The organism is Kitasatospora sp. LaBMicrA B282 (assembly GCF_050325825.1).
Lineage (GTDB): Bacteria > Actinomycetota > Actinomycetes > Streptomycetales > Streptomycetaceae > Kitasatospora.
In genome coordinates, this window is sequence record NZ_JBNQTI010000003.1 from 30,411 (window position 1) to 42,699 (window position 12,289).

Below are 12,289 nucleotides of genomic sequence, written 5' to 3' on the forward strand. Positions count from 1 at the left end.
ATCGCGTGGCGAGCGGCCCGGGGCGGTGACGTCGGTGGCGTCGGTGACGTCCGTGGCGACGGTGGGTCAGGCGATGGTCCAGGTGTCCTGGCCGGCCAGCAGCTTCGCCAGGTCGCCGGGGCCACTGCGGGCCACGGCCGCGTCCAGTTGATCGGCCATCAGGGTGTCGTAGACCGGGCGTTCGACGCTGCGCAGCACGCCGATCGGGGTGCGGTGCAAGGTGTCGTTGTCGGCCAGCCGGGAGAGCGCGAAGGCGGTGACCGGGCTGGCCGCGTGCGCGTCGTGCACCAGCACCCGGTCCTCGTTGGCGGGGGTGACCTCGGCGACGGTCAGTTCGCCGGTGGCCGGGTCGCGGAAGACGCCCCGGTCGGCGAAGGTGATCGGCTGCCCGTGCTCCAGCCGGATCAGCGCCTGTTCGGCGGTCTCCGGGTCCTTGAGCACGTCGAAGGCACCGTCGTTGAAGATGTTGCAGTTCTGGTAGATCTCCACCAGCGCGGTGCCGCGGTGCTCGGCGGCGGCCCGCAGCACCGAGGTCAGGTGCTTGCGGTCGGAGTCGATGGTGCGGGCCACGAAGCTCGCCTCGGCGCCGAGCGCCAGCGAGACCGGGTTGAACGGCGCGTCCAGCGAGCCCATCGGGGTGGACTTGGTGATCTTGCCGACCTCGGAGGTGGGCGAGTACTGGCCCTTGGTCAGGCCGTAGATCCGGTTGTTGAAGAGCAGGATCTTCAGGTTGACGTTGCGGCGCAGCGCGTGGATCAGGTGGTTGCCGCCGATCGAGAGCGCGTCGCCGTCACCGGTGACCACCCAGACGCTCAGGTCGCGCCGGGAGGCGGCGAGGCCGGTGGCGATCGCCGGAGCCCGGCCGTGGATCGAGTGCACCCCGTAGGTGTTCATGTAGTACGGGAAGCGGGAGGAGCAGCCGATGCCGGAGATGAAGACGGTGTTCTCCCGGCGGATGCCCAGTTCGGGCATGAAGGACTGCACGGCGGCCAGGATCGCGTAGTCCCCGCAGCCGGGGCACCAGCGCACCTCCTGGTCGGTCTTGAACTCCTTGGCGCTCTGCGGCGCGTCGGCCTTCGGCACCAGCTCCAGCGAACGGAAGCCGCCCTGCTCACTCATTGCCCGCACTCCCGTCCAGGGTTCCGATCGCCGCCCACAGCACGTCCGCCAACTGCGCCGCCTTGAAGGGCAGTCCGCGCACCTGGTTGTAGGACTGGGCGTCCACCAGGTATTTGGCCCGCAGCAGCAGGGCGAGTTGGCCGAGGTTCATCTCGGGGACGATGACCTTGTCGTAACTCCCGAGCACCGCACCGAGGTTGGCCGGGAAGGGGTTGAGGTGGCGCAGGTGGGCCTGGGCGACCCGGCCGCCGTCGGCGCGCACCCGGCGCACCGCGGCGGTGATCGGGCCGTAGGTCGAGCCCCAGCCCAGGACCAGGACCCGGGCGGTGGCGTCCGGGTCGTCGACCTGCAGGGGCGGGACCGTGATGCCGTCGACCTTGGCCTGGCGGGTGCGGACCATCAGGTCGTGGTTGGCCGGGTCGTAGGAGATGTTGCCGGTGCCGTCCTGCTTCTCGATGCCGCCGATCCGGTGTTCCAGGCCGGGTGTGCCGGGCAGCGCCCAGGGGCGGGCCAGCGTGTGCGGGTCGCGCCGGTAGGGGTGGAACTCGCCTTCGGGGGTGTTCGGGCCGGTGGCGAACTCCGGCTTGATCTCCGGCAGTTCGTCGATCGCCGGGATCCGCCAGGGCTCCGAGCCGTTGGCCAGGTAGCCGTCCGAGAGCAGCATCACCGGGGTGCGGTAGGTGACCGCGATCCGGGCCGCCTCCAGCGCCGCGTCGAAGCAGTCGGCGGCGGTGGCCGGGGCCACGATCGGCACCGGGGCCTCGCCGTTGCGCCCGAACATCGCCTGCAGCAGGTCGGCCTGCTCGGTCTTGGTGGGCAGCCCGGTGGAGGGGCCGCCGCGCTGGATGTCGACCACCAGCAGCGGCAGTTCGAGCGAGACGGCCAGGCCGATCGTCTCCGACTTCAGCGCCACCCCGGGCCCCGAGGTGGTGGTCACCCCCAGCGAGCCGCCGAAGGCCGCACCGAGCGCGGCGCCGATCCCGGCGATCTCGTCCTCGGCCTGGAAGGTGCGCACCCCGAAGTTCTTGTGCTTGGAGAGCTCGTGCAGGATGTCGGAGGCCGGGGTGATCGGGTAGGAGCCCAGGAAGAGCGGCAGGCCGGCGCGCTGGGCGGCGGCGATCAGGCCGTAGGAGAGCGCCAGGTTGCCGGAGATGTTGCGGTAGGTGCCCGCCGGCAGCTTGGCCGGCAGCACCTCGTAGGAGACCGCGAAGTCCTCGGTGGTCTCCCCGAAGTTCCAACCCGCCTTGAACGCCGTGATGTTGGCCTCGGCGATGGCCGGCTTCTTGGCGAACTTGGTGCGCAGGAAGGACTCGGTGCCGTGCGTGGGACGGTGGTACATCCAGGAGAGCAGGCCCAGCGCGAACATGTTCTTCGCCCGCTCGGCGTCCTTGCGGGCCAGGCCGCTCTCCTTGAGCGCCTCCAGGGTCAGCGTGGTCAGCGGCACCTTGTGCAGGTGGTAGCCCGACAGCGAGCCGTCGGCCAGCGGGTCCGCACCGTAACCGACCTTCGCCAGCGCCCGCTTGGTGAACTCGTCGGTGTCGACGATGATCTCCGCGCCGTGCGGCAGGTCGGGCAGGTTGGCCTTGAGCGCGGCCGGGTTCATCGCCACCAGCACGTTGGGCGCGTCGCCCGGGGTGAGGATGTCGTGGTCGGCGAAGTGCAGCTGGAAGCTGGAGACGCCGGGCAGGGTGCCCTGCGGGGCCCGGATCTCGGCCGGGAAGTTCGGCAGGGTGGAGAGGTCGTTGCCGAAGGAGGCGGTTTCGGAGGTGAAGCGGTCGCCGGTGAGCTGCATGCCGTCGCCGGAGTCGCCGGCGAAGCGGATGATCACCCGGTCCACCCGGCGGATCGGCTTGGCCCGCCCGCCCGGCTCGGTGCCGCCGGTCGGTCCGGATGACCTGGTCCCGTTGGGGGCGTCTGGTGCCAGGCGGCCGTTCGGCGCGTCCGGGCCGCCGCTCGCTGCCTCTGCCTGATCGACCTCGCTGGTCACTGCCGCGAACCTCCCTCAGGGGTACCAGCCGCGGGCGTGAGCCGTGTGCCCCGTCCGCCTGGTGCACCACATCGCATCCTATGCGGCTTGTTTCTCCCTGAGCCGTAACTAGAGCGTTCCGGCGGCGCTGTGTATTCCCGTACCTCCCAGCGGTATCCGCTCTCCCGGGGGCCGCGCGAAGGGGCCGCCGCAAGGATCCCGGGAGGAGCCACCGGAGCGGCCACCAAAGCGGCCACCGGGAGGTACGGCGGCGGGCCCTCAGGAGTTCAGGTACGTGAGCACCGCGAGCACCCGGCGGTGGTCCTCGGGGCTCTGCGCCAGGCCCAGCTTGAGGAAGATGTTGCTGACGTGCTTCTCCACCGCGCCGTGCGAGACCACCAGCTGCTTGGCCACCGCGGTGTTGGTCCGGCCCTCGGCCATCAGCCCCAGCACCTCGCGCTCGCGCGGGGTCAGCCCGGCCAGCACGTCGCCCTTGCGGCTGCGGCTGAGCAGCTGCTGCACCACCTCGGGGTCCAGCGCGGTGCCGCCGCCGGCCACCCGGACCACCGCGTCCACGAACTCGCGCACCTCGGCCACCCGGTCCTTGAGCAGGTAGCCGACCCCGCGGGTGGAGCCGGCCAGCAGCTCGGCGGCGTACTGCTGCTCCACGTGCTGGGAGAGCACCAGCACCCCCAGCTCCGGGTGGCGCCCGCGCAGCTCCACGCAGGCCCGCACGCCCTCGTCGGTGTGGGTGGGCGGCATCCGCACGTCCGCCACCACCACGTCCGGCAGCGTGCCGGCCGCGGCCAGCTCGTCGATGGTGGTGATCAGCGCCGCGGCGTCCCCGACCCCGGCGACCACCTCCAGCCCGCGGTCGGTGAGCAGCCGGATCAGGCCCTCCCGCAGCAGGACCGAATCCTCGGCGATGACGACGCGCAGCATGGTGCTCTCCCCCGGTGGGCCGCAGTACGACGGACGCGTCCGCGGGTGCCGCGGACCCGTCACATGGTACGGATCGCCACCGCGTCGCAGAGGCCCTGCAGGGCCGCCTTGGCCGGGCAGTCCGGCAGCGGGGCGAGCAGCGCGCGGGCCTCCTCGGCGTAGCGCAGGGTCTCGCGGCGGGCGCGCTCCAGCGCCGGGTGCCGGCGCAGCAGGCGCAGCGCCTCGGCGTGCAGCCGATCGTCCGTCAGGTCCTGCTGGATCAGCTCGCGCAGCCGGGCGTCCTCGGGGTCGCTCGGGTCCTCCGGCATCGACTTCAGCAGCAGCAGCGGCAGCGTGGGCACGCCCTCGCGCAGGTCGGTGCCGGGGGTCTTGCCGGACTCGTGGCCGTCGCTGGCGATGTCCAGCACGTCGTCGGCGAGCTGGAAGGCGAGGCCCATCTTCTCGCCGTACTCGGTGAGGATCTCCACCACCCAGGGCTCGGCTCCGGCCATCAGCGCGCCGAACCGGCCGGAGACGGCGATCAGCGCGCCGGTCTTGCCGGCCAGCACCTCGAGGTAGTGGTTGAGCGGGTCGTCGCCGGGGCCGGGGCCCGCGGTCTCCAGGATCTGGCCGGTGACCAGCCGCTCGAAGGCGTCGGCCTGGATCTTGACCGCCTCCGGGCCGAGGCCGGAGAGCACCTGGGAGGCGCGGGAGAAGAGGAAGTCGCCGGTCAGGATGGCCACCGAGTTGTCCCAGCGGGCGTTGACCGTGGGCACCCCGCGGCGCACCGGGGCCTCGTCCATCACGTCGTCGTGGTACAGGGTGGCCAGGTGGGTCAGCTCGACCACCACGGCGGCCGGCACCACGCCGACGGCGGTCGGGTCGCCGAACTGGGCGGCCAGCATCACCAGCAGCGGGCGGAACCGCTTGCCGCCGGCCTTGATCAGATGGCTCGCGGTGACGGTGACGAGCGGCAGGTCGCTCTTCACGGCCTCGGCCATGGCGGCCTCCACCGCCTCCAGCCCGGCCTGGACGTCACGGGTCAGATCGCGGTCCTGCACGCTGAGCCCGAAGGGTTCCACGACGGTCACGAAGACCACTCCTGTCGCCGGTCGATCATGCGGTCCGGTCCCTGTTGCGGCCGCTGCCATCCCCAGCAGCGTATCCGGTCACGAGTGGATCACTGTACGGGCGTGCGGGTAGCGCGGCGAAGATGGCGCCGGGCCCGGGGCGGTGACCGCCCCGGACCCGGCCGGTGGGTGCGCTGCGGGCGGCTGATCGGCCCTCAGCGGGTGGTGCAGCCGCGGGCTCAGCGCGTGAACATGGCCGCCTTGGACGCGAGGTCCAGGAAGTACTGCGGCAGCAGACCCAGGGCCAGCGTGACCAGGACGCCGAGCGAGATCGCCAGGGTGGTGAAGACGCTCGGGATCGCCACCGCGGGGCCGTTCGGCTGCGGGTCGGAGAAGAACATCAGCACGATCACCCGGATGTAGAAGAACGCGGCCACCGCCGAGCTCAGCACACCGACGATCACCAGCGGCGTCGCCCCGCCCGAGGCCGCGGCCTGGAACACCGCGAACTTCCCGGTGAACCCGCTGGTCAGCGGGATGCCGGCGAAGGAGAGCAGGAAGAGCGCGAAGACCGCGGCGAGCAGCGGCGAGCGCCGCCCGAGCCCGGCCCAGCTGGACAGGTGGGTCGCCTCCCCCTTGGAGTCGCGCACCAGGGTGACCACGGCGAAGGCACCCAGCGTGACGAAGGAGTAGGCCAGCAGGTAGAAGAGCACCGCGCTCAGGCCCTGCCGGTCGGTGGCGATCACGCCGGTCAGGATGAACCCGGCGTGCGCCACCGAGGAGTACGCCAGCAGCCGCTTCACGTCCTGCTGGGTCACCGCGAAGACCGCGCCCGCCACCATGGTGAGGATCGCCACACCCCACATCACCGGGCGCCAGTCCCAGCGCAGCCCGGGGAAGGCCACGTAGAACAGCCGCAGGAAGGCGCCGAAGGCGGCCACCTTGGTGGCGGCGGCCATGAAGCCGGTCACCGGGGTCGGGGCGCCCTGGTAGACGTCCGGGGTCCAGGCGTGGAAGGGGACCGCGGCGACCTTGAAGAGCAGGCCGACCGCGAGCATCGCCAGCCCGATCAGCAGCAGCGCGTCGTTGCGGGTGCTGATCGCCAGCGCCGGAGTGGACGGCGCCACCCCGGAGATCACGTCGGCGATCTCCGGGAGCCGGAAGCTGCCCGCGTACCCGTACAGCAGCGCGCTGCCGAACAGGAAGAAGGCGGAGGCGAAGGAGCCGAGCAGGAAGTACTTGACCGCCGCCTCCTGGGAGAGCAGCCGGCGCCGCCGGGCCAGCGCGCAGAGCAGGTACAGCGGCAGCGAGAAGACCTCCAGCGCCACGAACATGGTCAGCAGGTCGTTGGCGGCCGGGAAGAGCAGCATGCCGCCGACCGCGAACAGGGTCAGCGGGTAGACCTCGGTGGAGGCGAAGCCGGCCCGGGTGGCCTGCCTCTCCTGCTCGCTGCCGGGGGTGGCGGCGCCCTGCGCGGTGAAGGCGTCCAGCGGCCCGCCCTCGGTGCGCGGGTCCAGGCCGCGCTCGGCGTAGAGCAGCACCGAGAGCACCGCGGCCAGCAGGATCACGCCCTGCAGGAAGAGCGCGGGGCCGTCCAGCGCCACCGAGCCCATCGCCAGCACGCCGGCCTTGGTGGTGCCGTAGCCCTGGCTGGCCAGCACCACGACGGCGATGAAGGCCCCGGCCACCCCGGCAAGCGCCAGCGTCACCTGGGTGGCGTAACGCGCGCGGCGCGGCAGGAAGGCCTCGACCAGCACACCGAGCAGCGCCGCGCCGAAGACCACCAGCATCGGGGAGAGCCGGCCGTACTCCAGGTGCGGGGCCGGGATGCTCGGCGAGTTGCCGCCGGCCGCCGTCATCCACAGGCTGTGGACGGCCCCGGCGCCGCCGGGGACGGCGTGGACGGGAAGGGCACTCACTGCTGCTCACCTCCGGCAGGGATGGCCACCGGGTGGGCCGGGGCCGGGTCGGTCCGGTGGACCTGGGAGAGGGTGTCGGCCACCGCCGGGTTCACGATGTCGGTGAGCGGCTTCGGGTAGACGCCGAGCACCAGGGTCAGCGCGATCAGCGGCGCGGCCACCAGCAGCTCGCGCGCCTTCAGGTCGGCCATGCCGCGCACCGACTCGCGCACCGGGCCGGTCATGGTGCGCTGGTAGAGCACCAGCACGTAGAGCGCGGCGAGCACGATCCCGACGGTGGCGACGATGCCGAGCGCCGGGTAGCGGGTGAAGGTGCCGACCAGCACCAGGAACTCGCTGACGAACGGCGCCAGGCCGGGCAGCGAGAGGGTGGCCAGGCCGCCGATCAGGAAGGTGCCGGCCAGCACCGGCGCCACCTTCTGCACCCCGCCGAAGTCGGCGATCAGCCGCGAGCCGCGGCGCGAGATCAGGAAGCCGGCGACCAGCATCAGCAGCGCGGTGGAGATGCCGTGGTTGACCATGTAGAGGGTGGCGCCGCTCTGGCCCTGGCTGGTCATCGCGAAGATGCCCAGGATGATGAAGCCGAAGTGCGAGATGGAGGCGTAGGCGATCAGCCGCTTGATGTCCTTCTGCCCCACCGCCAGCAGCGCGCCGTAGATGATCCCGACCACCGCGAGCACCAGGATCGCGGGGGCGAAGAACTTGGACGCGTGCGGGAACAGGCCCAGGCAGAACCGGAGCATCGCGAAGGTGCCGACCTTGTCCACCACCGCGGTGATCAGCACCGCGGTGCCGGCGGTGGCCTCGCCCATCGCGTTGGGCAGCCAGGTGTGCAGCGGCCACAGCGGCGCCTTCACCGCGAAGGCGAAGAAGAAGCCGAGGAAGAGCGCCTTCTCCGCGGTCGGGTTGACCACCAGCCGGCCGTCGGCGAGCGCCGAGGTGAGCGCCTGCAGGTCGAAGGTGCCCTGGCCCTGGTTGTTCGCGATCACGTACAGGCCGATCACCGCGGCCAGCATGACCAGCCCGCCGAGCAGGTTGTAGAGCAGGAACTTGACCGCGGCGTAGGAGCGTTGGCGGGCCGCCTCGGCGCCGCCGACCCGGTCGCCGAAGCCGCCGATCAGGAAGTACATCGGGATCAGCATGGCTTCGAAGAAGACGTAGAAGAGGAAGACGTCGGTGGCCAGGAAGGAGACGATCACCATCGCCTCCACCGCCAGCACCAGGGCGAAGAAGCCCTGGGTGCGGCGGCGGCCCTCGAAGGTGGCACCGTCCGCGGCCACCTCGGGCTCCGCGTCGTGCCAGGAGGCCAGCATCACGATCGGCACCAGCACCGCGGTGAGCAGCACCAGCACCGCGCCGATGCCGTCCACGCCGAGCGAGAAGCTGATCCCGAAGGCGCGGATCCAGGGGTGCGACTCGGTGAGCTGGTAGCGGGCGCCGCCGGGCTTGAAGTCGGCGGCGACCAGCGCGGCCAGCGCCAGGGTGGCGGTGGCGACGGTCAGCGCGACCGCCTTGGTGGTGCGCCGGCGGGCCTCGCTGGTGCCGGCCGGCATCGCCGCGGTGAGGATCGCCCCGGCGGCCGGGACGGCGCAGGTGGTGGTCAGCAGGTAGCTCATCGCCGGGCCTCCTGACGGTTCTTCGGATTCATCAGACCGACCTCATCAGGAGCGTCGTGGCGACCAGCACCAGCGTGCCGCCGAACATGGAGAGCGCGTAGGAGCGGACGTAGCCGGTCTGCACCCGGCGCAGCCGGCTGGAGGCGCCGCCGACCGTGGCGGCCAGCCCGTTGACGAAGCCGTCCAGCCCCTTGCTGTCGAAGAAGACCAGCGCGGCGGTGAGCGCGGAGCCGGGCCGCACCAGGACGGCGTGGTTGAAGTCGTCCTGCAGCAGGTCGCGGCGGGCCGCCCGGGTGAGCGCGGAGCCCACCGGCGGGGTGACCGGGACGGTGGAGCGCGCGTACACCAGGTAGGCGACCAGCACGCCGGCCAGCATGCAGCCGATGCTCAGCGCCATGACCGCCGCGGTCGGCAGCGGGGAGTTGCCCTCGCTGTGCCCGGTGACCGGCGCCAGCCAGTTCTGGAAGGAGTCGTTGAGGACGAACAGGCCACCGGCGAAGACCGAGCCGATCGCCAGCAGGATCATCGGGACGGTCATGGAGGCCGGCGACTCGTGCGGGTGCGGCGCGTTGCCCTCTGCGTCCGGCTGCCAGCGCTTCTCGCCGAAGAAGGTCAGGATCATCACCCGGGTCATGTAGAACGCGGTGACCGCGGCGCCGATCAGGGTGACCGCGCCGAGGATCCAGCCCTCGGTGCCGCCCTTGGCGAACGCCGCCTCGATGATCTTGTCCTTGGACCAGAAGCCGGACGGCCCGGGGAACCCGATGATCGCCAGGTAGCCGAGCCCGAAGGTGGCGAAGGTGATCGGCATGTACTTGCGCAGGCCGCCGTAGTGCCGCATGTTCACCTCGTCGTTCATGCCGTGCATGACCGACCCGGCGCCGAGGAAGAGCCCGGCCTTGAAGAAGCCGTGGGTGACCAGGTGCATGATCGCGAAGACGTACCCGACCGGGCCGAGGCCGGCGGCCAGGATCATGTAGCCGATCTGCGACATGGTCGAGCCGGCCAGTGCCTTCTTGATGTCGTCCTTGGCACACCCGACGATCGCACCGAAGAGCAGCGTGACCGCGCCGACGCAGACCACCGCGGTCTGCGCGTCCGGCGCCAGGTCGAAGATCGCGTGCGAGCGGGTGATCAGGTAGACCCCGGCGGTCACCATGGTGGCCGCGTGGATCAGCGCGGAGACCGGGGTCGGACCCTCCATCGCGTCCCCGAGCCAGCTCTGCAGCGGCACCTGGGCCGACTTGCCGCAGGCGGCGAGCAGCAGCATCAGCCCGATCGCGGTCAGCCGCCCGGTGCTCGCCTGGTGCGCGGTGTCGAAGACCGGGCCGAAGGCGAAGCTGCCGAACTGGGCGAACATCAGCATGATCGCGATGGACAGGCCCATGTCGCCGACCCGGTTGACGATGAACGCCTTCTTGGCCGCGGTGGCCGCGCTGGGCTTGTGCTGCCAGAACCCGATCAGCAGGTACGAGGCGAGCCCGACGCCCTCCCACCCGACGTACAGCAGCAGGTAGTTGTCCGCCAGCACGAGCAGCAGCATGGCGGCCAGGAAGAGGTTGAGGTAGGCGAAGAAGCGGCGGCGGCGCTCGTCGTGCGCCATGTAGCCGACCGAGTAGAGGTGGATCAGCGTGCCGACCCCGGTGATCAGCAGCACGAAGGTCATCGAGAGCTGGTCGAGCTGGAAGGAGACGTCGGCCTGGAAGCCGGCCACCGGCACCCAGCTGAACAGGTGCTGGTCGACCGGGCGTTGGTCGGTGCTGCGGCCCAGCATGTCGGCGAACAGGGCGAGCGCGAAGCCGAAGGAGAGCAGCGCGGCGCAGGTGCCCAGCCAGTGGCCGAAACGGTCCAGCGCGCGGCCGCCGAGCAGCAGCAGGGCAGCACCGGCCAGCGGCGCTGCGACGAGCAGCGGGATGAGAGAGTTCACCTGGGCCCCTACAGCTTCATCAGGTTGCTGTCGTCGACCGAAGCCGAGTGCCTGGTCCGGAAGATGCTCACGATGATCGCCAGGCCCACCACGACCTCGGCCGCCGCGACCACCATGGTGAAGAAGGCCAGGATCTGACCGTCCAGGTTGCCGTGCAGCCGGGAGAAGGTGACCAGGGCCAGGTTGGCGGCGTTGAGCATCAGCTCCACGCACATGAACAGCACGATCGCGTTCCGCCGGATCAGCACGCCGGAGGCCCCGATGGTGAACAACAGGGCGGCCAGGTACAGGTAGTTGACCGGATTCACTCCGCCTCCTCCCTCGTCTCCTCGGTCTGCTTGCCCGGCACCTTCGCCAGCGCGGGGCGCTGCTGCGCGGGCAGCGGCCGCTCGGAGGGCGGCCGGCCCAGCCAGTCGGCGGTGGTGTTCTCCAGCTCCGCCATCCGGCGCAGCATGTCCTGGCTGACGTCGCGGATCTGCCCGCGCTCGCGCAGCGTGGCCATCACCGAGTCCTCGGCGATGGTGCCGTCCGGCAGCAGGCCCGCGATGTCCACCGCGTTGTGCCGGGCGTAGACGCCGGGCGCCGGCAGCGGCGGGACCTGCTTGTTCTCCCGCACCCGCTGCGCGGCCAGCTCGCGCTGGCTGCTCGGCGGCTGCACGTGCTCGCGGTGGGTCAGCACCATCGCGCCGACCGCCGCGGTGATCAGCAGGGCGCCGGTGACCTCGAAGGCCCAGACGTACTGGGTGAAGATCAGCCGGGCCAGCCCCTGCACGTTGCCCTCGGCGTTGGCCTCGGCCAGCCCGGTGAAGTGGCCCAGCTTGGCGTTGGCGATGCCGGCGACCAGCAGCACCCCGAAGCCGAGCCCGCAGAGCACCGCGGCCACCCGCTGGCCCTTCAGCTGCTCCTTGAGCGAGTCCGCCGAGGTGACGCCGACCAGCATCACCACGAAGAGGAAGAGCATCATGATCGCGCCGGTGTAGACCACGATCTGCACCACGCCCAGGAAGACCGCGCCCTGCGCCAGGTAGCAGACCGCCAGCGCCATCATGGTGGCCGCCAGGCAGAGCGCGCTGTGCACCGCCTTGCGCATGGTCAGCATGCCCAGCGCACCGCCGACCGCGATCACCGCGAGCACCCAGAACTGCACCGCCTCGCCGGTGGAGGTCATGCGGTCACCTCCCGCTCGTCGAGCGGGTGGCTCTCCTGGGTGACGGTGCCGGGGGCGGCGTGGGTGACCTCACCGCGGTAGTAGGCGCCCTCGTCGGTGTCCGGGTACATCGCGTGCGGCGGCGCGACCATGCCCTCGGTCAGGCCGGCCAGCAGCTGCTCCTTGGTGAAGATCAGGTCGGCCCGCGAGGAGTCGGCCAGCTCGTACTCGTTGGTCATGGTCAGCGCGCGGGTCGGGCAGGCCTCGATGCACAGCCCGCACAGGATGCAGCGGGCGTAGTTGATCTGGTAGACCGCGCCGTACCGCTCGCCCGGGGAGTAACGCTCCTCCTCCGTGTTGTCGGCGCCCTCCACGTAGATCGCGTCGGCCGGGCAGGCCCACGCGCACAGCTCGCAGCCCACGCACTTCTCCAGCCCGTCCGGGTGCCGGTTGAGCTGGTGGCGGCCGTGGAAGCGCGGCGCGGTGGGCTTCTTCTGCTCCGGGTACTGCTCGGTGAGCCGCTTCTTGAACATGGCCTTGAAGGTCACGCCGAAGCCGGCGGCCGGGCCCAGCAGCGACGGCTTGTCCTCGGACTCTGGCATCC

10 protein-coding genes are annotated in these 12,289 nt (G+C 71.3%); all 10 read right to left on the minus strand.

What is annotated here, in order from left to right:
* Positions 1–66: 66 nt before the first annotated feature.
* The 10 genes from ACQRUO_RS01385 to nuoI all read right to left on the minus strand — a co-directional run bounded on the left by ACQRUO_RS01385 (position 67) and on the right by nuoI (position 12,287).
* Positions 67–1,119, minus strand: a complete 1,053-nt coding sequence (locus tag ACQRUO_RS01385) for a 2-oxoacid:ferredoxin oxidoreductase subunit beta (protein WP_428313779.1) — start codon at positions 1,117–1,119, stop codon at positions 67–69.
* Positions 1,112–3,106 carry a 2-oxoacid:acceptor oxidoreductase subunit alpha gene (locus tag ACQRUO_RS01390; protein ID WP_428313780.1) on the minus strand — a complete coding sequence of 665 codons (1,995 nt, stop codon included), beginning with the start codon at positions 3,104–3,106 and terminating at the stop codon, positions 1,112–1,114. The genes ACQRUO_RS01385 and ACQRUO_RS01390 overlap by 8 nt, the downstream gene beginning before the upstream one ends.
* Before the next feature lie 258 nt (positions 3,107–3,364).
* Positions 3,365–4,024: a response regulator transcription factor gene (locus ACQRUO_RS01395; protein ID WP_428313867.1), complete on the minus strand. Its 660-nt coding sequence runs from the start codon at positions 4,022–4,024 to the stop codon at positions 3,365–3,367.
* A 62-nt stretch (positions 4,025–4,086) separates the two neighbouring features.
* A complete protein-coding gene (locus tag ACQRUO_RS01400; RefSeq protein WP_428313781.1) occupies positions 4,087–5,097 on the minus strand; it encodes a polyprenyl synthetase family protein in 1,011 nt (336 codons plus the stop codon).
* 218 nt (positions 5,098–5,315) lie between these two features.
* Positions 5,316–6,935 (minus strand): NADH-quinone oxidoreductase subunit NuoN, encoded by a 1,620-nt coding sequence (gene nuoN, locus ACQRUO_RS01405; RefSeq protein WP_428313868.1) that lies wholly within the window; start codon positions 6,933–6,935, stop codon positions 5,316–5,318.
* 56 nt (positions 6,936–6,991) lie between these two features.
* Positions 6,992–8,611: an NADH-quinone oxidoreductase subunit M gene (locus ACQRUO_RS01410; RefSeq protein WP_428313782.1), complete on the minus strand. Its 1,620-nt coding sequence runs from the start codon at positions 8,609–8,611 to the stop codon at positions 6,992–6,994.
* 31 nt (positions 8,612–8,642) lie between these two features.
* Complete coding sequence (gene nuoL / locus ACQRUO_RS01415; RefSeq protein ID WP_428313783.1) at positions 8,643–10,538, minus strand: NADH-quinone oxidoreductase subunit L; 1,896 nt, start codon at positions 10,536–10,538, stop codon at positions 8,643–8,645.
* Between the two features lie 8 nt (positions 10,539–10,546).
* Positions 10,547–10,846, minus strand: coding sequence for an NADH-quinone oxidoreductase subunit NuoK (nuoK, locus tag ACQRUO_RS01420; RefSeq protein WP_327068437.1), 300 nt, complete (start codon positions 10,844–10,846; stop codon positions 10,547–10,549).
* On the minus strand, positions 10,843–11,706 hold the full coding sequence (locus tag ACQRUO_RS01425; RefSeq protein ID WP_428313784.1) for an NADH-quinone oxidoreductase subunit J: 864 nt from the start codon (positions 11,704–11,706) through the stop codon (positions 10,843–10,845). Before ACQRUO_RS01425 ends, nuoK begins: the two co-directional genes overlap by 4 nt.
* On the minus strand, positions 11,703–12,287 hold the full coding sequence (gene nuoI / locus ACQRUO_RS01430; protein WP_428313785.1) for an NADH-quinone oxidoreductase subunit NuoI: 585 nt from the start codon (positions 12,285–12,287) through the stop codon (positions 11,703–11,705). The genes ACQRUO_RS01425 and nuoI overlap by 4 nt, the downstream gene beginning before the upstream one ends.
* Positions 12,288–12,289 lie beyond the last annotated feature (2 nt).

Coding starts and splice junctions, on each gene's coding strand:
- ACQRUO_RS01385 (WP_428313779.1), bottom strand. CDS start 1,119: ATGAGTGAGCAGGGCGGCTTCCGTTCGCTGGAGCTGGTGCCGAAGGCC.
- ACQRUO_RS01425 (WP_428313784.1), bottom strand. CDS start 11,706: ATGACCTCCACCGGCGAGGCGGTGCAGTTCTGGGTGCTCGCGGTGATC.
- nuoI (WP_428313785.1), bottom strand. CDS start 12,287: ATGCCAGAGTCCGAGGACAAGCCGTCGCTGCTGGGCCCGGCCGCCGGC.
- ACQRUO_RS01410 (WP_428313782.1), bottom strand. CDS start 8,611: ATGAGCTACCTGCTGACCACCACCTGCGCCGTCCCGGCCGCCGGGGCG.
- nuoN (WP_428313868.1), bottom strand. CDS start 6,935: ATGACGGCGGCCGGCGGCAACTCGCCGAGCATCCCGGCCCCGCACCTG.